A 21,979-nucleotide genomic window follows, 5' to 3' on the forward strand; every position below is an offset into this window, starting at 1 on the left:
CTTTTAACTCGTGAATTTATTGACTGTCGAGAGCAAGCATGGCAGTTGCGGAAAAACCATTAGTTGGTGTAAACTGGAAAAGCAGTTGATAACATAGCCGAAAATAAAAACAGGATATTAATGAGAAAACCAGTGACTGCGAATGATGAACTTGCCCGGGAATAGTGGAGTGTGGGAATAGTCGGACAGGCAATTGTTCAAACTGAAGTTGTCACTGGAATGGTAAAGTATCCGGAGTTTCCGAAAACACTGCCACCTGCGACCTTGAAATACTGGTAGAGCGCGGCAGTCTGCACCGTTTCATCAAAGAATCATCCCGCCGCTACGTGCTTTAGAGCTTGTATTCTTCCAGCAACGGCGCAGCATACTGACGGTAGAACTCCGGGCGATCTTGCGCCAACCAACGCAAGGGTGCCAACAACCCCGGTGGCAATTTCAGTTCTAGCGCGCGCCGGATAGCAGCGATGGCTTCCTCATCGAGCTGCAAATACGCCAGCCCCAGCCCTTGCCAGAAAAAAGCACCCCATAAATCTGGGTATAATGGGATAGCTAAAGTAGCTTTTTCTACTGCTTCATCGTATTTTTCCTCAAACCAGAGGACAAAAGTATTACAGACAAGCTCATTATAATCTTCAGGATCGCCATTTGAAATAATGGCTTTAACACGTTCTACTATATTCTGATCAGGTCGTTCGTAGAAAAAACCTGCCCATTCGTACAAAAAAGCTGCTCCGCTTTCAGTTTTATCAAGTTTCAAAGCTCGACAAAAATCTGCTCTGGCTAACTCTATATTTATCAGATATTGTATGATTTTATAATTTCAACACTGGAAGTGTTCGAAGTAATTCGTGACCGTTTAGTTCACCCGAATAAGCCACAAGCTTAAAATACCTGCATCATTTTAGGGTACGCTAAAACTGGACTGTACCCAAGCCCAAGGTAGTCAAGCTTAGCTATAGCAAGGCTTGAAATTATCTAGCCTAGCGCACTTCTGAGCGAGCTTCTTCCTTGATAAGCTGGAAATACTCTGCCTGCCCCAGTGCCTGTCCAATTAATCCCTTTATGCCCACCCGCTTTATCACTTTATCTTTTTGCCATACCACAAACCCCCGCTCTCCAGCTGCTACCTCCAGGCTGACCATACTTCCCTACCCACTCCTGCCCCAAATAGTAGCCGCGTTTATCTACCTGGACTGCCCCGTTACTCTGCACCTTGCGCACAAAACGGCGTTTGTCTACCGCCAGGAGCCAGCGGTGGCAAGGTTAGTAGTGCCGGTAGAGTGGGAAAGGCTACTCTGGGCGGCTTGTTTTTACAACTGAGCCCTTGATGTGGTCTTTCCCAGTTGTAATGCTCTTTGAAAGCTTTGGTAACCTCGTTCACTTCCGCCAAGTTCTGAGGCTGCTACACTTTAAGACACTCCTCCCCATAAGCGCGGTGATAGCGTTCGACAAATGCGTTCAAATCGGGACGATGAGGGGGACATATGTTAACTTTTACCCCGATACAATGCCAGAACTTCACAAAAGCTGAAGGGAAATCCCGTCCAATGGGTTCATCATAAATGACAAGTTTTGCCTGAGCCGGTTCCTTAAAATTATTTTCTTTAGAGCCGCTAGGTCAAAAAAGTGATGGTTCATTCCATCCTGTTTTCTAGTAGGATTAGTAATTCTTGCTATGTTTCTAGAAAAGAGGAGGGTTATCAATGGCTAAACCAACTTGGAAAGTTTCTCGCCAACTAATTACTATTGCTTATGCTCAAGCACGTTGGGATCAAGCTTATCAAAATTTAGTGCAGTGGTCACTTGAACTTGAACAATCACAGACTGGGCTGCAGGAGAAAAATACATTGGATATGAAAGGGGCTGATGATGAGAATAGCAGTGTATATCCGAGTATCCACTCAGCGCCAAGCCGAGGCGCAGACAATCGAACAGCAACTGAGTTGCCTTCAGACCTTTTGCCAGAGTAAAGAGTGGAGTTGGCCTCCTGCCTTTATCTTTCGAGATGATGGTTACAGTGGGGCTACCCTTAAAAGACCAGGGTTAGATAGTTTGCGAGATTTTGCTGCTCGGGCAAGTTTCGATCTGCTGCTGATTACAGCTCCAGATCGGTTGGCTCGCAAATATGTTCACCAAATGTTGCTGGTGGAAGAATTGGAAAAACTGGGATGCCAATTACAGTTTGTGGAGCATCCCCTGAGTCAGGATCCTCACGACCAACTCTTACTACAAATCCGCGGGGCTGTGGCAGAATACGAGCGGAGCCTGATCGCTGAAAGGATGCGGCGAGGGCGACTGCACAAATTTCAGACCGGGGCTTTACTTCCCTGGACCAGTCCTCCGTTTGGCTATCGAATGGGATTGGCACACCCGCGTGATCCAGCTGGTTTACATTTAGAACCAACTGAAGCTGCTATTGTAGCCGAAATCTTCCAACGTTACCTGCAACCACAACAGAGTTTATGGGGGCTGGTCAATTATTTTACCAAAATAGGTCTCCCCACTCCTAGTGGGAAAGCCCGTTGGAATAAAACTTCTCTGCGCTGGATCTTGACTAACCCGGTCTATAGCGGTACAGTTTTTGCCCAAAGGAGTTGCCATCAACCCGCCCGTAAGCGTTATTCCGCTATGATACCAGTTGGAAAAAATAATACGACCCTTAAATGGCGTCCTTCAGAAGAATGGATCGAGGTCTGCCAGGTAGAAGCCATTGTAACAAAGGAACAATTTGAACAAGTGCAGAACAAATTGCGGAAAAATCAGCTGGAAGCCTCCCGCAACAATACAACCCACCAATATTTATTGCGGGCGATGTTAAGTTGTGGTAGTTGTAAACGAGCTTTTCATTGCCGAAGCGCTAAGGGGCGAGGGTATTATGTTTGTGATGGTAAAAAAATGCTGACCCAAACCGGAATGGACGCGAAATGTACCATTTCACGCTGTCCTCACACTCAACAACTAGATGAACTGGTCTGGCAAGATTTATGCGCCTTACTCCAAGATCCTGGAATACTAAAACAGGCCCTTGAGCGGGCGCAGAGTGGAGAATGGTTACCCCAAGAATTACAAAGCCGTCAGGCTAATTTGCATAAAGCCATTGCCAAACTAGGTAACCAGATCGAGCGATTGACAGAAGCTTATCTGGCCGGGATCCTCCTATTGGAGGAATACAAACGCCGACGTGCTGAGTTTGAGCAACGTCAGGCTAGCATAAATGAGCAGCTCAAGGAATTAAGCGCCAGTAGCGCCCGTCATCTAGAAGTGGTCAAGGTAGCTCAGAACTTAGAGGAATTCTGTCATCGTATAGCCAGTAGTTTAGAGCAAGCCAATTTTGAACAGAAACGTCAACTGGTCGAATTACTAATCGACCGAATAGTAATAACTGGGGAAGAGGTGGAGATCCACTATGTGGTCCCCACTACCCCTGCCAGCGAACAGGTGCGTTTTTGTTATTTGCGTTCAACCTATACCAATCTATATTCCCTTCAACCAGGAAATGCGACCGGTAGAACCGGGGAAATGTTATTTCTTGGTGAAAATACGGGAAGCTGCCGCGTATTTCCCTGCTTCCTTATTGGAACAGCCCAAACAGTTGCTGGTCACTTCGCAAGTTGAACTGCATCATCCTGCCCTGCAAACCGATCGCCTACTTTCACTGCGTCATATTCGCCCAATCGAGCGAAACCAAGCGCGTTTACTGGGTATCAGCTCAAATCTGGTAGCCTTAATTCCGGCAACAGTAGACTCTTTCTCCGTTTCTGTAGATTTTCTGGTAGATAGTCAGAATCTCTTAGCCAAGTTAGGTAGAACCATCAACGAAGGTCAATTCCTGAAAGAATTAACCCTGGTACCGGATATCCAGGCTATCGCCGGGACTGTTAGCAAGATTGCAGGCGGGTTGGTAAAAGCTTTTCTTAAAGAGGAGGAGCAAAAGCCGCTCCTGCAATTTAGCGGTAGTTTTAATCTGGTCAGGGAGGGTCTTCGAGAAGGGTTCTATGTCATTTTAGGTAGTCTTGATCCTAACTTTCCTCTACCAACCGCTTCTGTCAATAGTCAGTTCTTGATTCCGGTAAATGGTGGTCTAATACTTAATGGTCAACCTGTAGAGAAGCTTTCATATGTTATTTTGGAAGTATGCCGGGCTGATAACCGCACTGCGGAGCTAAACAACGGAGCACTCTGGAATAGCAAATTACGCGAAGCAAAAGCCGTTGAAGATAAGATCAGATTGGCGCTCAATCAGCAAAAAATAAATGAATACCGCGAGCAATGGGGCAATCTCATAGAAGCCTTTGCGCTGCTACTCCGAAATGACTTCAATTATTTGGAGCAGGAAGCTGATGAAATTATTGCTGCAAACATTGAGAGTGGACTGAAGAAATTTAAGGATGCCTCAAATTCCTTCGGCAGATTAGAAATCAGTTCGCTGGGTGGTGACGAAGACGAAGAAGAGGGAGAATGGGAGGAGGGATTGAAAAAGCATCTTTTACCCAAACTCAATGTAGAACTGGAAGTAGTAGCAGATCAATATAGATTAAAAGAGGAGAACGCCCGCAAGGAACTTGCAGAGCTTGGTTTGCTGAATATGTAGAAAGGTTTATTGATACTGCATATTCTATGCAATCCGCAAAGCTGAAGCGATATCAACTCAAAAAATATAGTGGGCGAATTGTGGGTTGCTAACCTTCCCAACTCGTCCTAGAATTTGAAAGGGGTTTGCAGAAATGTACGAACCCCTTTCAAATATGCTCTTAAAAAATGCAAGGTACAAATTTCCCACTTGTAAAGTTTAAGAAAATATCAAAATTAGGCTCAAAATCCTTTTTCTACGCTTCTCGTGGAATCGTGGACAAATTCTACGCTTCTCGTGGAAAATTCTACGTTTTAAAAGTCTCAGCCTGTATCATCCAGCCTCAAACTGCACAAATTCTATTCTACGTTTCTCGTGGAAATCACACCTACTAATTTCAATCTTTTAGAAAGTTACAAATATTTTCCAAGTAAAAACCTGATTTATTTGTCCAAACCAACCTAGCTTACTTATTCACACCTCGCAAAAGGCTTAATAAATACAACTTTAGTTCAGATTGTGAAATATTTAACTAATCCTTCACATTAATTTACGTAAGCATTTACTTTTATAGCTTATATTTACCAATAGGAAAATCAATCAATTTTTCTAATGTATATCAGATACTTTTGGTAGGTCTAAATTATAACCTTATGGTTTATGCGTTTGCTAAATATAAGGAAGCAACAGTGAAGGTTGAGGCTGCAAAAATGCACACCGGAACTCTATCGGATGAAATTCGTCGTTATTCCATTAATTGTGAAACAGCGAATCAAAATACTGGAGAGGCATTAGAAATTTTGGGCGATTACGACCAGTATCTACTTTGCTGGGGCGGCAATACAGATACCGATTGCTTTAAGGTTGTTAGACGACCCGATGGCTACTACATTATTCCTTTTGGGAAAGAACCAGACGGTTTTGTCTATGAGGAACTTCCGAGTGGCCCTTATGCTACTAATACCACTGCTGAGCAAGAAGCGATTTCAAGACTTAAGCTTGTTATGTGCCATTGAAGCCTTAAATATACTCCCAGACCCGGTTCAAATCAGAACCGGGTTTTTTTTATCATGAGGCTTTAACTTTATAGACATTGTTTCGTTTGGCATCTGCAATATAAAGCGAACCATCTGCGCCTACTGCTACCCCAACCGGGTTTTCCAGTACCAAACTGGCGTTGCTTTCAATGGTTTGGAGCAAACTGCCATCGGGAGAATACTTATATACACGTGCGTTCGTGGGGTCAGAAATAAATAGATTTCCGACACTATCGAGCGTAACATAAGGTTCGTTGAGATATTGATCGCGCCAATTGGGGAATTTTATCTCGCTTATGTAGTTACCATCACGGTCTAAAATCTGAAGACGTTTATTGCGCATATCGGTTACATAAACCTTGCCAGATGGCGATACTGCCACGCTCACCGGCTCATCAAATTGCCCCGGGCCGCTTCCGCGCCCTCCGAATTGTCGTAGGAAATTGCCATTGGCATCAAAAACTGCCACTCGCCGATTTCCGGTATCGGCTACATATAGTTCTTTGCGGGTTGTATCATAGAAAATACCGCGTGGTCCGTAAAAACCTTTAGGCTGTGTTTTTGCTTGCTCTAAATCACCTTTATTATCGTAGCCCTCGCCCCATTTCATCAGGAATTTACCGCTGGAATCAAATTTCTCGATGCGATAATTCCAGCTATCCGAGACATATATATTACCTTGCTCATCTATGGCAATACCACCCGCACCCCCGTCATTCTGGATAATGCCGAACAAGCCATCACCGTTGCCGATCTTGCCGAATTTGGATAGGAAATTGCCCGCAGAATCGAAGCGTTGTACTCGCCCATTGGCGCTATCTAGTACTAGCAAATCACCGTTTGGCGCAATTGCCAGAGCGCGTGGCACTTTAAACTGACCATTTTTCAAGCCCGCTTGGGTAGCTTCTCCAAGTTTGTAAGCAAATGTGTCGGTAGTTGGGCTGTTGGCTTTAGTTGTCCCGGTATAGTTTAAGCCTCCCAATAGCATAAAATCGGGGGCTAGGTCATTGCGGACATAGACAACCATATCGTAGGAGGGCAACGATTGCTGCAATTCGCGATACAGGGCATAGCGCCACATCAAGTTGGCGCTGGGCTGTCTGGTAAAAGTATCCCAGAGTTTGCCCCAATCGGTGTATTTTATATTCTTTTTATCAAGATTCGGGTTTGTGCTATCGGCAGGCGCTTTGCCAATGCCCAAGTAGCCGTTATCATCTTCAGGTAACCACCAATACCGCCGGAACAGCATGCGGGTATAATTATCACGCATCTGCTCTTGTAGCTTGAATTGGTCTTCACCTCGGTCAAGCACGATAACAGCGTAAGCAATACCTCTACTATCTTTCGGTGGGGCAGCATCGGAATTCTGATTGGAATCGTTGTTAGGCGTAAAGTAGCCTACATAAGGATATTTGCGGAAATACCAAGCTAAAGGCGGCGCGACAGATTGCGCCAGCAAGATTGGCATTTCTTTGCTTCCGGCGGGGTCTGATACTATTTTAGTGCGGGCAGCGGTATCCGTAGTTGCTCTTCGCCAACTCTCTCTGTAATCGCTGGACAGTTTATCGACCCGTTCCACGAAATTGATCAATTCCGGGGTGGTTTGTACTTGTATCATCGGTTCAACATTGGTGACAGGGTTGTTGTAGTTGAGCATGAGGGTGGCTTTGATGCCGTAGATGCCCAAGGCAATGCTAAAAAGCAACACCAACATAGCGCGCATAAGCTTGCCGGAGATGCGTTTACTGCGCCATAACCAAAGGCTTATGCCAAAAAAGCTTAATGCCACCAACGCCGCTAATACGGCAATCCCAAGACGAATCCCCACGATTGAGTTGTCCGGCGTAGTCGCCACATATACCGGCAAATTGCTAGTGGTGTCGGGTAAACTCCCCGTTAGGTTAGACAGGAAACCAATTGAAATTGCGATGGCGATAAACATTAAAATTGCAATACCGCCAAATAGCAAACCCTGACTAGGTTTTAGCAATTTTCGCCAGCTAATGCGCCTTACCTGATTATCGAAGAAAACGGCTGAGGTGAGGATGGCGGGCAAGGCTACCTGCATATTTAGCCAAGGTACTTTTTCCCCGGCAATGGAGTAGGTAATTATTGCCAACACGCTCCACCAAGCGCAGTAGCCTGCAAATAGACCGCGCGTTGTAAAAACAGGACGACCCTTGCGCAATGAGCGTCTAATCCAGCCGATTGGGAAGGCGAATAAGGCAATAATAGAGAGAATTAAGGGTAAAATCTCGTACAGCAACATCAGCATGGGATAATAAAACCACGGCTGGTCTATACGTCTGGTGTCATGCACCCCTGCCCAATATTCTACGCCTTTGTATATCCCGTCTGCTAATCCTTGTGGGTAAAAGAAGAAATTTCCAAATAGAAGAATGTAAATAATGGCGAAGCTACCAAAGAACCCGGCTAAAGCCAATGGATTGCGGAAGATGCCCAAAATACCGCGTAACGCCGCACTTCCTCTTAGTTTCTCATCCGGTATATCTTTAGCCAACGAAACCAGCCAACCCGCCACTATACCGACCCCTAGTGCGAGGAAAAAGCCGTTGAAAATATAGGCTACCCATTTGTCCACTTCGGGACCTATTAGGAGGAGACCACCTTTGGGGCGTATCCCTCCCTTCAAAGGGTCAACTCCCAAGAACCGTAGGCTTACCAATGCTGCCACTAACCATGTTCCGGTAAAAGCAATGGCAAATCCAATAATGCCGGTTCGGTTCAACACCAGAAAACGACGTTGCCATAACCAACCCAATAGTGGTCCGATAAACAATGCCAACAGCAAAATTATTACCAGCGAAAGGCTAAGGCTGCTTATTTTATCGGTTGTAGTTGCAGGTGTGGTAGCGGTAGCGGCTGTCAGTTCGGTAGTTGAATCCACCTTTGCTTTTGCCGGAGAGAAGGTGCGGTAAGCTTGAAAAGCCCCAAGCCCGCCAAAAGCTAACACACTACCCACCAACGCTATTCTGCGTGGCGTTCGTTCGAGCCGTTTCCAGATTCCGTCATAAGCTTGAGTCAGCAAGAAAGCTGCTATGACTGAAATAGCCAACACTAGGGGGATAATGACAATTCCTGCCGAAATCCCTCCCTTATCGTCAGAGCTAAAAAGCTTTGGGGCGGTAGAACTAAGTAAATCTTTACTATTTAAAGCCAACGCTCCGGCGAAAATCAGGAACAAACCGATGCTAATCAATAGGCGCGGTGAGAAGGTTCGGGTAGCAGGTTTTGCTTCCTCTGCTATTTCACCGACATTTTCTAGGCTAAAATCCGCTACGCTTACCGATTCTATTGTTTTTTCATCACCAAAGAATTCTGTTTCGACTATAGCGATTGGCTTTTTCTGTCGGGCGAATTTAGCGGGCAACCCCACCAGTTCAACCGCAAACATAAATATCAACCAGCCCACTAGGATAGCGGTATTCATGAATACCAATTCGTGACTGGCATAGGTTATTACTAGACCAATGCCTGCGGCGGTCAGCCAACTTGCTTTCCTGGAACTAAAGAAGCGGAAAACCCCGATAGCGAATAATAATTCGCCAAAAACCGCGAAAGCATCATGGCGAAGGTTGCGCGAATAATAGAGGATAGAGGGCGAAATCAGGATGAAGATACCTGCAAAAAGCGCACCCGCTTTGCCGATTAACGCTCTCAGATACCAGCAAAGGGCAACAATGCCGATCCCGAACACAGCGGGAGCAACTCGCGCCGTGGTGTCGTTGGCATCCCCGAACAGGAAGAAACTAAGGCTGACCATGTAATATAGGAACGGTCCGTGGAAAGTGGGGTCATAGGAATAAAACTGACCGTTCAGATACATGCCGCGTGTAAAAGAACCGGCATGGGTAGCCTCATCCTGATGGAGTGCGCGTGGTCCGAGATCGGTCAAGCGGGTAAGGGCTGCCAGAATAATTATGATAATCCAAGCGATAGCTTCCCGATTTAACCATGCTGCTTCTATCCAGCTTTTGGTTTGGATGCGTTTCGAGGTTGCCTGTTTAATTTTTGGGGCTTGCAGAGTTTCCACAGAAAGTTATATTGTTATTTTCTAATTTGTTATTTCAAAATTAAAACGCCGCACTAGCCCTGAACGTTTTGTTGTTGCGCTATTTTAAGCCAAACTGGTTGGAAAAAGCAATGTTTTACCCCTATTTTGGATAAATTCGCTAGGGTTAGCCTACTTGCTAATCACAAAGTCGGGGGATTGTGGCACACTTGCTACTATGTTAATATTCCGGGAAGCTGGTTTGGAGATAAATGCTTTGCTTTCTAGGAAGTATACATATGTCAGATTATCCCTATTCCCTTCCAACGCATGAACCACAACCCGAAGAAAATCAAGAACAAGCCACCCCGGCAGCAGCGGCGGTTGCGGGTGAAGCGCCATTAATTAGCTACGCCCTTGAATCATTTAGCTTGAATAAGCGTTACCCACATCGCACAGAGAATGCGCTTACCGATTTGAATCTGCAAATACCTGAAGGACAGGTATATGGGCTGATTGGGGCTAACGGTGCGGGTAAAACCACCTTTCTCAAAATATGCGCTACCTTGCTTGCTCCGACTTCCGGTGATGTAAAGATTATGGGTATCTCCATAAAGCGCGAGCCTGACAAGGTGCGTCGGCTGATTGGTTATGTGCCGGATGAATTTGGGCTTTATACTGAAATGCAGGTAGGCGAGTATCTTGAGTTTTTCGCTTCCTGTTATGGTTTGCATGGCAAGAAGCGCACTCGGTTGGTGAACGAACTTTTGCAACTGGTTGATCTGGCAGACAAGCGGAAAGAGCCTTTACTCGGTATGTCGCGTGGCATGAAACAGCGTCTTTGTCTGGCGCATTCGTTGCTACATGACCCCAAGGTATTGTTGCTGGATGAGCCTGCCAGTGGGGTTGATCCTCGCGCTCGTTTCGAGTTACGCGAGTTAGTGCGTGAATTGAGTCGGATGGGCAAAACAGTAGTAGTCAGCAGCCATGTTCTGGCAGACCTTGAGGATGTGTGTCACAGCATTGCAATTATTCAGCGTGGGAAAGTGGTAGCGAACGGCACTACTCCAGAGGTAGCCGATTCATTTGGCGGTTCGGCGCTACGCACCGTCACGTTGCGCGTGCTAACCAGGCTAGATTTGTTACGCGCCCAAGAAGCCGCCCATAACTTTATGCAGACGGTTAGCGAGAGTATTGTAGTGGATGAAGAAGCCCGACGCTTGGAAGTGGATATAGAGGGCAATGAAGCCTCCTGTGCCGATTTTCTCTCTTACTTAAATCGGGTGGGCGTAAACGTAGCCTCTTTCGGGCAAAAGGCAGCGCGTCTAGAGGAATATTTTCTTCGGGAGGAATCAATCTGATGAGTGTAGTAACCAGAGGCTTATCCGGTTTGTTTCGTCTTAACCCGGTCACTTTACGAGAGATGAAAGCGCGTATGCGCAGCCCTCGCGCCTTTTTGTTGATTGGTCTCTACCTAATGGGATTGGCTATTCTCATCTTTCTGGTTTATATCCAATCCGGGGGCGGTTCTTCTTATAGTTATGGTGGTTCTTCCCAGTTTACCTATGGCCCAACCCGCAGTTTTGAAATTGGGCAGAATCTTTTTATCACCATCTTTCTGTATCTTTCTCTGGTAATTGCGCTTATCTCGCCCGCTTTAACGGGCAGCGCCATCAGCCGTGAAATAGAGGCGCGCACATACGAGCTATTGCTGGTAACATCCTTGAAACGCCGCGCTCTGATTTATAGCAAATATTTTTCTGCCTTATTCTATGTGATATTGTTAGTTTTGCTTTCGCTACCCTTAGCCTGTTTGATTTTTACGTTTGGTGGCGTTGATTCTGGAGAACTACTAGCAGGTTATGCGGTGGTGTTGGTTTCTGCCGCGGCTTATTGTGCAATTGGCGCATTTTTTTCAAGTTTGATCAAACAAACGAGCGCGGCTGTATTGGCTAGTTACATTCTAGTTGCCTTATTGATTTTAGGTAGTCAACTTGTAAGCAGTAGCATTGTAGGGGCTATCAATAGCGACACCAGTAGGTTTCCACCGGGTGCGCCTCGCCCCGACCCACGTATTGACCCCGCTTTTGATTTACCCCGCCGCCTTTTGGTTTTGAATCCTATGGCTTCAATCGGTTCAATCCTTACTTCGAGTGCGCCCCTTCGCTTTAACAATAACGATGACCTAAAATTCTTTCCATCCAGCCAATTATTCGGCGGTAGCCCTAACTCCTATTTCCGAAACACGCCCGGACAACAAAATGCCGCCGCTAATGCGGTTGCTCGTATGCCGGTATTTCCCAATGGCTGGTCACTATGGGAGGGTTACGTGTTGGTTTATTCCGGTATAACTGCCCTTTTTCTGGTTCTTAGCTCAACCTTTGTAAAAAGTGGTAGACTCGAACGTGGCTTCCGCTTATTCTCCCGCAAGGAAAAGCCGGAACGTAAGAAAAAGCAGAAAAAAGAAAAGGCTATCACTACTTCCGCCTGAATTGGCTTACAACCCAGAAAACTTAGGGTGTCTCGCTATCGGTGCGTTCGTTCTCTACCCATCATTTCCCGGCTCTTTTGCGGGCTTCCTGCCAGAGCGTTTCCAGTTCGGGCAGTTCCATTTTGTGACCGTCCAAATTGCGTTCATGCAATAGCTTTTCCCACTCGGTGAAACGCTTGCGAAATTTCAAATTGGCAAGGCGCAAGGCTTCCTCTGCATCCACCTTTAGGTCACGGGCAGCCGCACACATTACCATGAACACGTCGCCGATTTCCTCGACTAATTCCTCATGGTTGGTGGTGTGGCGCACCTCCTCAATTTCTTCTACCAGTTTGTCTAGCACCTGATCTAGATTGCGCCAGACGAAACCAAGACTGGCGGCTTTGCGCTGCAAGTTTTGCGCTTGTAACAGCGCGGGCATTTCGTGTGGTACGCCCCCTAGCACCGATTGCTCTTCTTCGCTTTTTCCCGCCCGTTCAATTTTTTTGAGCTGTTCCCAGTTATGCACCACTTCTTCTGCGCCATTTACGTTGGTTACTCCGAATACATGGGGATGGCGATGAATCATCTTGAGGGAAAGCTCACGCATTACCTCGCGAATATCGTACTCGCCTTCGTCCGCCCCGATTTGGGCGTGGAGTACCACCTGCAAAAGCAAATCACCGAACTCCTCTACCAATTTCTCCGGCGCTTCGTCCAGCGCATGAATCACTTCGTAGGTTTCTTCTATTAGGTAGCGTTTCAAGCTGGTGTGGGTTTGCTCACGATCCCAAGGACAGCCTCCCGGTCCGCGTAGTCGCGCCAGAATATATTGCACATTGGCGAAACTGCCTGTTGCTTCAAGAATCGGCAAAGGTGGCACATACACACAGGTTAGGTGGTCAGTCCATTCGGGGTGTCGGTCTAGCTCAAAGAGGGGAATATCCAACCGCGCTTGTTCACCCGGCACACCTGCCCCCCGTAGCAGTGTAACCTGATGCCCATCGGGATAATCTTCCATAAGCGCCAGTTTAACTGCACTGGCAAGCCGTTGGTTATACACCTGTCCCACCAGCAACGGGCGCAAAATCGGTAACTCTAGCCCCTTCTCGCGGGGCAGATGACTTTCAGGACGTGCCGCCAGTTCCAGCGCATCCAGAATCGTCAGGCTATCCTGTAAAGGGTCAAGCGTCAGCACATCAAGCGCGGGTTCGATAAAGCTCAAGCCATCCACGATTTCAATTGCTATCCCTGCCTCGCGCGCTTTTGCCAACAGACGGGTTACGCTACTTTCGCCCACTAATGGATGACCCGGTACGGCATAAGCTATCGGTTTTGCGCTCTCTTTTGCTATTGCCAACAGCCTATCGACAATCGCTCCATAAACCGCCTCGAAGCTCTCGAATCGGTCGTAATAATCATCAAACGACTCTAGCTTAACTTCGGGTGGCAAATGCGAAACGGTGGGATGTTTGGCAGTGCGTAGCCAGACCGTTCCGGCTTCGCGCATAGCTCTTAACGCGCCAAACGTTAGATGATCGGGATTGCCGGGACCCAACCCAATAACTATGATTTTAACGGTTGGAGGATTTTCCATTTTACTTTACATAACCTATTTGTTGATAGTTGCCCACGTGAGCAAGGCGTTAAATGTAGGCACAAGCGCAAGACACAATACAATACTGCTCCCAAGCTGGAAGAAGCGCAAAAAACCTATTCCATCTTCGTTCATTTGTTTGAAACCGACACCAAAGCCTTGTGCCGCCAGCCATAACATCGTGATAGCAAGTGTGGCGCTGGCAATGAAATTACCCCAATCGGCAGCGCGTCCGCTTGTTGTTATAGCGAAACCCGTCCCTACCAACGCCGCTATACTCGCCAACGCCAGAATAACCAGATTAACCCTGCGTCCTAATTTGCCCATTTCCGGCACTCGCAGCAGACGGTAAGTGAATATACCCACGAATACCAATCCGGCAATTCCTAACGCTCCGGCAAAGATTAAGAATAAAGTATCGTTCATCGGATTATCTATTTATGGCTAAAACTCAAGATATCCAGCCGCTTCCTGCGCAATTTTTAGTGCATCTGCGACAGTTCCACCCGGCGCAAGGGCAGTGATATGCCCCATCTTGCGCCCCGGTCGCGAATCCTTTTTACCGTAGATGTGGATATTTGCGCCGGGTACTGCCAGTGCCTTCTCCATGCCCTTTGCCGAGACCGGCGCATTATTTGTGCCTAAAAGATTAACCATTGCGGCGGGCGCTATCAAATCAGGTGAACCCAACGGCAAGTTTAGCACGGCGCGTAGATGATTTTCAAACTGTGAGGTGCGGCAAGCTTCGATGCTGTAGTGTCCACTGTTATGTGGGCGTGGTGCTAACTCATTTATCACTACCCGGTTGTCGGCGGTTAAAAACATTTCGATACCGTAAATCCCGATTCCACCGATTGACTCGATTGCCTTGCGTCCGATTTCGGCAGCTTTCTCCGCCACCGAAGGCGGTACGGCGGCGGGTGTGGTTACAATATGGCAAATGTGATTCTTCTGTACTGTTTCCACCAATGGGTAAACTGCGGATTCCCCTCGCAAGTTGCGGGCTACCATAAGCGCCAGTTCTTTGGAAAACGAAATATACTGTTCCACCATGAGGCTGCGCTCAGGCGCGCCGAGCCGTATAAAGCCCTCTTCTATATCTGCTGCGTTCATGATGGTGAAGTTTCCACGCCCATCATAGCCGTTGCGCCGTGCTTTCAACACCAGCGGGTAACCGTATTCCGCCGCGAATTTTTCCACCTCTGCTGCTTGTTGTACTCTGGCAAAAGCGGGAACCGGCAAACCGGCGCTGGCTATTGTTTGCTTCTGCCGAGCCTTGTCCTGCACCAGCGCCAGCGTTAAGGCAGAGGGATATACCGGCTTTCCCAACGCTTCCAGTTCACGCAATATTTGAGAATCGACAAACTCGTTTTCAAGTGTAATAACATCGCTGGCAGCTGCAAACCGTTTCAGCAATTCCCGGTCGCTCCATTTGCCGGAGAACTCATAGGCTGAAATCTGTCCTGCCGGGCTGTTTTCTTCCGCTTCAAGTATTGCTACGCGCATTCCCAATCGACTAGCGGCATAAGCTGACATTCGCGCCAGTTGTCCGCCTCCTAGAATCCCGATGGTTACATTTGGTAGGTTCCAGTTCATCTGTTATCCGTTATCAAAAATATAGAGGCGACATGTAGCGTCGCCTCCAAAGGTTACTCTCAATTGGGCTATTATACAACAACCGCTTTTTCTATACACCTACCCGCCGCGCTGCGTAGAAGCGAGGACCGTAATACGAGTCGTTAAGGTAGTCAATCGTTACGCCCGAACTCTCGTTTTCGGCATGAACGAAACGTCCGCCCCCGATGTAAATTCCGGTGTGTGAAGGACCGGGCATATAGGTATTGGCAAAAATCAGAATGTCGCCCGGTTGCAGGCTGTCTTTCGGTACTGCTACCCCGGCTGCCAGATTTGCGGCAGCACTACGCCCCGGATTTACTCCTGCTACCTGAGTCATTACCCAGTACACAAAACCAGAACAATCAAAGCCAATGTCTGGGCTAGAGCCGGCGTAAATGTAACGATAGCCTACAAATTGCAGCGCGTAGTTAGTTATCCTACTACCAAGCGAGCCATTGGTGGGTGGGGCGGGAATCGCTTTTACTTGATTTACTGCTTGTGCTGGTGCAGAAGTAACGGCGGTGGCAGCGCTATTGGTACGCTGCAAGAATGCGCCATCCACATAACCCACTTCACCGTTGCGATCCAGTTTATACCAAGTTGTTCCGGCTGAATCCTTGAAAGGACCTGCCAACAGTTTTAAAACTTGCCCTTCATAGACGAAACCGTTTTCGACAAATTGCTTGCCTGCCCCTGTCCTGAAGCGAATGGGGTCGCCGGCGGTATTGGATATTCGCATGTAACCGCCCGTACCGGCAACCGCGTTGTTACTGGCAGTAGTGAGGTATTTACTACTGATATAACCTACAGAGCCTGTCCACTCTACTCGGTAGTAACTGTTGCCTTGGCTGTCATTGAAAGGGCCACCCAATACCGTAACCAACCATGTTTCACCTAGAATCGCGAGCGTACCGGAGAGCGGGTTCGATTGCTGGCGCATTCGTACTCCCTCGCCATCGGTTCCACTAACCCGCGCTTGCCCCCCGATTTTCAGGTTGGAGGCAACAGCGGCAGTAGTAGCGCCGCGTCCGGCAAAAATTAGATAGTCGGTAATTACATAGCCGGTTTTGCCAGCCCATTCGATTTTATAAAAACTGTTACTCTGATTGTCTTTAAAAGGGCCACCCTGCACTGTGGCGAGCCAGTTTTCACCAAGTGTAGCCACTAACGACGAACCTGCGTTAGGTTGCGCCCGCATATTTACCCCATCACCCCCAGTTCCGGTAATACGCACCTGACTACCCGGTGCGATACCGCCTGTTCCGGCGCGGCTGAGATATTGGGTCATTACATAGCCGGTTTTGCCAGCCCATTCGACTTTATAGAAAGCATTGCCTTTAGAATCGGTGAAGGGACCGCCCAGAATGGTAACGCGCCATGTTTCACCTAGCATGCTGATTGTGCCGGAATCGCTGCTTGGCTGCTCGCGCAACCTTACGCCGTCGCCATTGGTGCCGCTTACTTGAGCCTGTGTACCTGCTTTCAAACCGTTTTCAGCATGTACACTAGAAAGTGGCAGAATAAATAAAGAAAGAAGAACTATTACTGCTACGAGGAGACTGGTGAAAAACTCTCGGGACTTTAGATAAAGACCAGATGTAATTCCCCTCATTTGGGATTTACAACTCAATATTAAAACCTCCTATACAACCAAAAGTCAGGTTCGCGGGCATAGTAGCATGCCCCTTGATGCGTGTCAAATAAGCGAATGGCTCAGGAATACCCATTAAACTGTATTTTCCTCTACTTTTGTGGATTTAGTGAGGGAGAATTGCTTTGCAACGAACTACCCTAAAAGGCTTTATAATTCATTCGAAAAGCTCAAAAAGTGCGTCATTACGAGTTATTACGAGATAAAGAAATGTTCACAGAAACTCAAAGTGCGATTGAATCTATAAGCGGCTACACCCATATTCCGGATTCGCCTACAAAACCCATAAATAAGGGTAAAGCGGCGTTGAATCCACTATGGCATGCGGGTGGCTTTGTAATAATTCTGGTAGCGTGGGAAGTTGCTGCCAATAACCTTAACTCTCCTTACTTTTCGCCTGTGACAAAAATAGCCCCGGCGTTGGTACGTATTATCCTTTCCGGCGAAGCGCTTGACCATTTGCTCTACAGTATGCAACACATTCTGATTGGACTGGCAATTGCCGCTCTTTTTGGTTTTGTTTTCGGGCTGCTGATTGCGGAAAGTCTGATAGCTAGAGCATTATTGCTGCCGGTAGCAGATACAGTGCGTTCGGTGGCGGCTCTTACCCTGTTCCCACTGCTGCTACTGATTTTGGGTTTGGGCGTATGGGCTAAATCTTTCGTGATTTTCTGGACGGCTTGGCCTGCCATTTTGCTATCCACTTATCACGCCCTTACTCATGTAGAGCGCGAAATAATTGAAGCTGCTATGTTGGATGGCGCAGGACGGATGAATATTCTTAAAAATGTTTCTATTCCTTTGTCGCTTCCTTCTATATTAAACGGGGTGCGCATTGGAGTGGGGGGCGGATGGATTTCGTTGGTAGCGGCTGAGATGCTTGGTTCTTCTAAAGGGTTGGGCTTTTATACTCTAATTTGTTCGCAGACATTTCATTACCCTGAGATGTACGCCGCTATCCTGCTGATTGCCCTAACCGGATTTGTTATGAATACAAGCTTGTTGTTTATCCAGAATATTACGGAGAGGAAACTGTATTTATGAAGTACTCTTACGCTCGTATTGCCACCGTTTTTGTGCTAATGCTGTCCCTTTTGCTGACGGCTTGCTCGGATACGCCCACTACTGCTCCCGGCGCAACTGCCGCGAAATATAGCCTACGCTATGTCAATTTCAAGGTGTACGACCCGGTTTATGTAGGGATTGATAAGGGCTTTTTCTCTAAATACGGGCTACAGGTGGAAATAATCGGCGACTCCTTGGGTGGACCAACCGCGATTCAGGCAGTTTCTACCGGACGCGCCGAAGCGGGCTTGTCCAGCATCCCCGCCATAATTAATGCTGCCGCCAGCGGGATTCCGGTGATGGGCGTTACGGATATCCAATCGGCGGTGGGTGACCAACCGCTTGAGGAATACTTTGTCAAAGACCCGGCTATCAAATCCGTAAAAGATTTGAAGGGCAAGCGCGTTGCGGTAAACCTTTGGAAATCTAGTTTCCACTACACCGCGATTATGGCACTGGAAAAAGCAGGGTTTACTGAAAAAGATGTGGAGTTTGTATTAATTCCCTTTGAGCGACAGGCGGCGGCGCTTGCCTCTGGTCAAGTGGATATGATCGGTCTGATGCAACCCTATACCGCTTTTGCCAAGGCAGAGCAAGGGCAGCAATTAATCCCGCTCTTTACCGCCTTTGATGTGTTCGGCAAAAAGCAATTCACGGTTCATTTCGTCAATAGCATTTGGGCAAAATATAATTCTGAGGCGGCGAGCGCCTTTGCAAATGGAATTGCCGATTCGGTAGCGTGGATTGAGGCGAATCAGGACGAGGCAAAACCGATTATTGCTAAATATACCGGCGTAGAAGCTAAGTATATTCCCACCTATCATTTCCAGCCGGATGCTAGAGTGGTGCCTGAGGATGCGCAGTTCTGGTTGGATTATATGCTCAAGCGTGGCGATATTACGGCGAGTTGGCTCAAACCGGAGGATTTCGTTACCAATCGCTATAACCAAAAAGCAATTAGATAGGGAATCGCAAGTTGCGTAAATAAAAAGTAGCCCCATCCCTTATAAATTGAGGGGTGGGGCTACTATTCAAAGAGACTACTTGTACTCGATTGGGTCGCTTACCTTGACGGTTTTGCCGTCTTTTTGCTGCAAGAAGAACAGCGATTTGAACGGTGAGCGATTGTCTTTACCGTAGGTAATAGGAGTTACCGAAGCGCTACCAGTCCAGTTATCCAAAGACTCAAGCCCGGCAATCAAAGATTCGCGGCTCAGGTCTTTACCGGCACGTTTCAAGCCCTCTTCCATAATCTGAGCGCCGATGTAACCCCACAATGCGAAGTTACCTACCTGTTCGTTAGGCAATGCCCGCTTCATAAAATCGCGGAACTTGACTACTTTCGGATCGGTTGAGTCCGGCAGAGGAGTAAAAGAAGTGGTATATGCGCCTTCAGCCGCAGTACCTGCGTTAGTCCAGAACTGAACATCGTTCTCTACATAAGCCAGTTCCAATTTGGGTTTGTAGCCGAGTTTGTCCATTTCCTTAACTGCGGTTGCGCCCGGGCCGGGTACTGCGTTCACAAATACCAGTTCCGCGCCCGCTTGTTGCAACTTCAGAGCCTGTGAGCTAAGGTCGGTTGCGCCTGCTTCGTATGGCACTTCCGCTTTCACTTCAAGCTTAAGCTCTTTAGCTTTCTTGACGAAGGACTGGTAGGCTTCCTTGCCAAATGCATCGTTCTGGTACAAAACCGAAACGGACTTGACTTTCAAGGTATCGGCAGCGTATTGCGCCAGAATGTTACCCTCAAAAGTGTAGTTTGGCAACACCCCAAAAGCATTCTTCTGGAAACCTGTCGGGTTAACCAGCAAGCCAGAACCGGTAGCGAAACCGACATTCGGAACCATGCCGTTTTCCTGCAAATAATCCTTAAATGCAAGGTTATTAGCAGTACCGATGTTGCCCATTACCGCAAACACTTTGTCCTGCTCCACGAATTTCTTCATGTTCGCCTGAGAACGTGCTGCCGCGTAGGCATCATCTTCGTAAAGATACTTGATTTGGCGACCATAAATACCGCCCGCTGCGTTTACTTCCTTCCAGTAAGCATCCTGTACGCGGGATACGATACCGTAAGCAGCAGCGCCACCGGATTGAGGAGTTGAGCTACCGATTTTGATTTCGGTATCGGTTACGCCGGTTTTGTTACCATTTGCTACCGGAGCAACAGTCTGAACTGCGCCAGCGGCAGTTGTGGCACCAGCGGCAGTTGTGGCACCAGCAGCAGTGGTAGCGCCAGCAGCGGCGGTAGTACCGGCAGCGGCAGTGGTAGCAGCTTTTGTAGCAGCGGCGGTAGTAGCAGGAACAGGCGTAGCGGTATTGTCACCACAGGCTGCCATTAACAAGGTCAATAAGGACATGAGCGCAATCATAGCTCCAAGTTTTAGCGATTTAATTCGCTTCATTCAAGTGTCTCCTCTCTGTGAACTTTCACAAAGCACCTCTGCTTTGTGCTAACTAAAAGAACCTATCTGCCAAGATATGAGTGCCTGATTTCATCGTTGCGACGCAAATCATCTCCCGTACCCTGAAGCACTACTCTGCCCGTTTCCAGCACATAGCCGTAATGGGCAATACGTAAAGCTTGGTATGCGTTTTGTTCTACGAGCAGAACAGTAACGCCCCGTTTGTTGATTTCTTGAATAATATGGAAAATTTCCTTCACTACTAAAGGCGCAAGCCCTAATGAAGGTTCATCTAGTAAAAGTATTTTTGGACGGCTCATCAACGCTCGCCCCATTGCCAACATTTGTTGCTCACCCCCGGAAAGTGTTCCGGCAAGTTGGTTAATCCGCTGTTTGAGGCGTGGGAAATAGTTAAAAATCATATCAAAGTCTTTATTGACTTCGCTTTTATCCTTGCGTGGGTAAGTACCCATCCGCAGATTTTCCAGCACGGTCAGTTCGGTGAAAACCTGTCGTCCTTCAGGTGATTGCGCAATGCCTTGCTGCACTATTTTTTGAGGTGGCGATTTCTCGATGTTTTTGCCGTCATATTCAATTTTACCGGCAGATGCCGGAACTATACCGGAGATAGTGCGCAGCATCGTAGTTTTGCCTGCTCCGTTTGCGCCCAGCAGCGTGACAATTGTGCCATCTTGTACTTCGATGCTGACTCCCTTTAAGGCGTGAATCCGACCGTAATAAGTGTGAATGTCGTGAAGTTTCAGCATACTAATCTAGAACCTCCTCCTTTTCACCCAGATACGCCTCGATAACTGCCGGATTCGCCTGGATTTCGGCTGGCGCACCTTCGGCAATTTTTTTGCCAAAGTCCAGCACATATAGTTGCTCACAAATGTCCATCACCAACGACATATCATGCTCTACCAGCAGCACGGTAACGTTATAGGCGTTGCGGACATGTTTAATCAGGGCGGACAATTTATTGGTTTCATTCGGGTTTGAACCTGCTGCGGGTTCGTCCAGCAAAATGAGCTTTGGGTTAGAAACCAACGCCCTAGCCATTTCCACCATTTTTTGCACCCCGAAAGGCAGCATAGCAACTGGCTTATTGGCATATTGCTTAATCCCTAGTTCCTGTAATATTTCTAACGCCCGTTGGGTGCTTCTCTTATCGCTGGAACGGCTGGAAGGCAACGATAGCGCGTCTTCTATTACCGTGTTTCGCATGCGGGTGTGCTGACCTAACAACAGGTTTTCCATCACGGTCATGCTCTTGAACAATTCAACGTTCTGGAAAGTGCGCGCCACCCCCATTTTGATCACATCATCGGTTCTTTTAGTGGTTAAATCCTGTCCCTCAAACACGATGTGCCCCTTGGTGGGCTTATAAAATCGGCTGATACAGTTAAACACGGTGGTTTTCCCTGCCCCGTTTGGTCCGATCAAGCCTACAATCTGTCCTTTTTTAACGGTCATACTGAAATCGCTGATTGCTTTCAACCCACCGAAAGTCATCTCGATATTCTGTATTTCCAGCAAAGTCTCGCTCATTTTC

The 21,979-nt window shown here is 47.5% G+C and carries 19 protein-coding genes; 8 read left to right on the forward strand and 11 right to left on the reverse strand.

All coding sequences use genetic code 11. The annotated features are described in order from the left end of the window. Window positions 1-331 precede the first annotated feature (331 nt). From OZ401_RS13355 to OZ401_RS25905, 3 genes are all read right to left on the reverse strand, one after another. Window positions 332-757 carry a hypothetical protein gene (locus OZ401_RS13355; RefSeq protein ID WP_341470968.1) on the reverse strand — a complete coding sequence of 142 codons (426 nt, stop codon included), beginning with the start codon at window positions 755-757 and terminating at the stop codon, window positions 332-334. A 223-nt stretch (window positions 758-980) separates the two neighbouring features. Continuing rightward, entirely contained in the window at window positions 981-1,142 is a 162-nt protein-coding gene (locus OZ401_RS13360; protein ID WP_341470969.1) for a hypothetical protein, read from the reverse strand. A gap of 59 nt (window positions 1,143-1,201) precedes the next feature. Further along, window positions 1,202-1,381, reverse strand: a complete 180-nt coding sequence (locus tag OZ401_RS25905) for an integrase core domain-containing protein (protein WP_425607645.1) — start codon at window positions 1,379-1,381, stop codon at window positions 1,202-1,204. A gap of 322 nt (window positions 1,382-1,703) precedes the next feature. Between OZ401_RS25905 and OZ401_RS13365 the strand changes: the two genes are divergently transcribed. From OZ401_RS13365 to OZ401_RS13380, 4 genes are all read left to right on the forward strand, one after another. Next, window positions 1,704-1,970 carry a hypothetical protein gene (locus OZ401_RS13365; protein WP_341467660.1) on the forward strand — a complete coding sequence of 89 codons (267 nt, stop codon included), beginning with the start codon at window positions 1,704-1,706 and terminating at the stop codon, window positions 1,968-1,970. After that, a complete protein-coding gene (locus OZ401_RS13370; protein WP_341470970.1) occupies window positions 1,867-3,615 on the forward strand; it encodes a recombinase family protein in 1,749 nt (582 codons plus the stop codon). Before OZ401_RS13365 ends, OZ401_RS13370 begins: the two co-directional genes overlap by 104 nt. Then, on the forward strand, window positions 3,533-4,591 hold the full coding sequence (locus OZ401_RS13375) for a hypothetical protein (RefSeq protein WP_341470971.1): 1,059 nt from the start codon (window positions 3,533-3,535) through the stop codon (window positions 4,589-4,591). The genes OZ401_RS13370 and OZ401_RS13375 overlap by 83 nt, the downstream gene beginning before the upstream one ends. A gap of 668 nt (window positions 4,592-5,259) precedes the next feature. Continuing rightward, window positions 5,260-5,586, forward strand: a complete 327-nt coding sequence (locus OZ401_RS13380; RefSeq protein ID WP_341470972.1) for a hypothetical protein — start codon at window positions 5,260-5,262, stop codon at window positions 5,584-5,586. Window positions 5,587-5,638: 52 nt separating this feature from the next. On the opposite strand, the gene OZ401_RS13385 is transcribed toward OZ401_RS13380, so the two are convergent. Beyond that, entirely contained in the window at window positions 5,639-9,661 is a 4,023-nt protein-coding gene (locus OZ401_RS13385) for a flippase activity-associated protein Agl23 (RefSeq protein WP_341470973.1), read from the reverse strand. Between the two features lie 257 nt (window positions 9,662-9,918). Here OZ401_RS13385 and OZ401_RS13390 point away from each other — a divergent pair, with 257 nt between their 5' ends. Then, window positions 9,919-10,980, forward strand: a complete 1,062-nt coding sequence (locus tag OZ401_RS13390; protein ID WP_341470974.1) for an ABC transporter ATP-binding protein — start codon at window positions 9,919-9,921, stop codon at window positions 10,978-10,980. After that, window positions 10,980-12,110 carry an ABC transporter permease gene (locus OZ401_RS13395; RefSeq protein WP_341470975.1) on the forward strand — a complete coding sequence of 377 codons (1,131 nt, stop codon included), beginning with the start codon at window positions 10,980-10,982 and terminating at the stop codon, window positions 12,108-12,110. The genes OZ401_RS13390 and OZ401_RS13395 overlap by 1 nt, the downstream gene beginning before the upstream one ends. 61 nt (window positions 12,111-12,171) lie before the next feature. Here the strand turns inward: OZ401_RS13395 and yabN are convergent, their stop codons facing one another. From yabN to OZ401_RS13415, 4 genes are all read right to left on the reverse strand, one after another. Next, window positions 12,172-13,686, reverse strand: coding sequence for a bifunctional methyltransferase/pyrophosphohydrolase YabN (yabN, locus tag OZ401_RS13400; protein WP_341470976.1), 1,515 nt, complete (start codon window positions 13,684-13,686; stop codon window positions 12,172-12,174). Window positions 13,687-13,701: 15 nt separating this feature from the next. Then, a complete protein-coding gene (locus OZ401_RS13405) occupies window positions 13,702-14,112 on the reverse strand; it encodes a hypothetical protein (protein ID WP_341470977.1) in 411 nt (136 codons plus the stop codon). Between the two features lie 18 nt (window positions 14,113-14,130). Further along, a complete protein-coding gene (purK, locus tag OZ401_RS13410) occupies window positions 14,131-15,282 on the reverse strand; it encodes a 5-(carboxyamino)imidazole ribonucleotide synthase (RefSeq protein ID WP_341470978.1) in 1,152 nt (383 codons plus the stop codon). A 91-nt stretch (window positions 15,283-15,373) separates the two neighbouring features. Further along, complete coding sequence (locus tag OZ401_RS13415) at window positions 15,374-16,933, reverse strand: C40 family peptidase (protein WP_341470979.1); 1,560 nt, start codon at window positions 16,931-16,933, stop codon at window positions 15,374-15,376. A 231-nt stretch (window positions 16,934-17,164) separates the two neighbouring features. Between OZ401_RS13415 and OZ401_RS13420 the strand changes: the two genes are divergently transcribed. Next, window positions 17,165-17,998 (forward strand): ABC transporter permease, encoded by an 834-nt coding sequence (locus OZ401_RS13420; protein WP_341470980.1) that lies wholly within the window; start codon window positions 17,165-17,167, stop codon window positions 17,996-17,998. Next, window positions 17,995-18,984, forward strand: a complete 990-nt coding sequence (locus tag OZ401_RS13425) for an ABC transporter substrate-binding protein (RefSeq protein WP_341470981.1) — start codon at window positions 17,995-17,997, stop codon at window positions 18,982-18,984. Before OZ401_RS13420 ends, OZ401_RS13425 begins: the two co-directional genes overlap by 4 nt. A gap of 75 nt (window positions 18,985-19,059) precedes the next feature. Here the strand turns inward: OZ401_RS13425 and OZ401_RS13430 are convergent, their stop codons facing one another. From OZ401_RS13430 to OZ401_RS13440, 3 genes are all read right to left on the reverse strand, one after another. Continuing rightward, a complete protein-coding gene (locus OZ401_RS13430) occupies window positions 19,060-20,424 on the reverse strand; it encodes an ABC transporter substrate-binding protein (protein ID WP_341470982.1) in 1,365 nt (454 codons plus the stop codon). Between the two features lie 62 nt (window positions 20,425-20,486). Then, complete coding sequence (locus tag OZ401_RS13435; protein WP_341470983.1) at window positions 20,487-21,191, reverse strand: ABC transporter ATP-binding protein; 705 nt, start codon at window positions 21,189-21,191, stop codon at window positions 20,487-20,489. A gap of 1 nt (window position 21,192) precedes the next feature. Next, the gene (locus tag OZ401_RS13440) at window positions 21,193-21,975 is read right to left on the reverse strand and encodes an ABC transporter ATP-binding protein (protein ID WP_341470984.1); all 783 of its coding nucleotides are present in this window, start codon (window positions 21,973-21,975) and stop codon (window positions 21,193-21,195) included. Window positions 21,976-21,979 lie beyond the last annotated feature (4 nt).

The organism is Candidatus Chlorohelix allophototropha, from assembly GCF_030389965.1.
Lineage (GTDB): Bacteria > Chloroflexota > Chloroflexia > Chloroheliales > Chloroheliaceae > Chlorohelix > Chlorohelix allophototropha.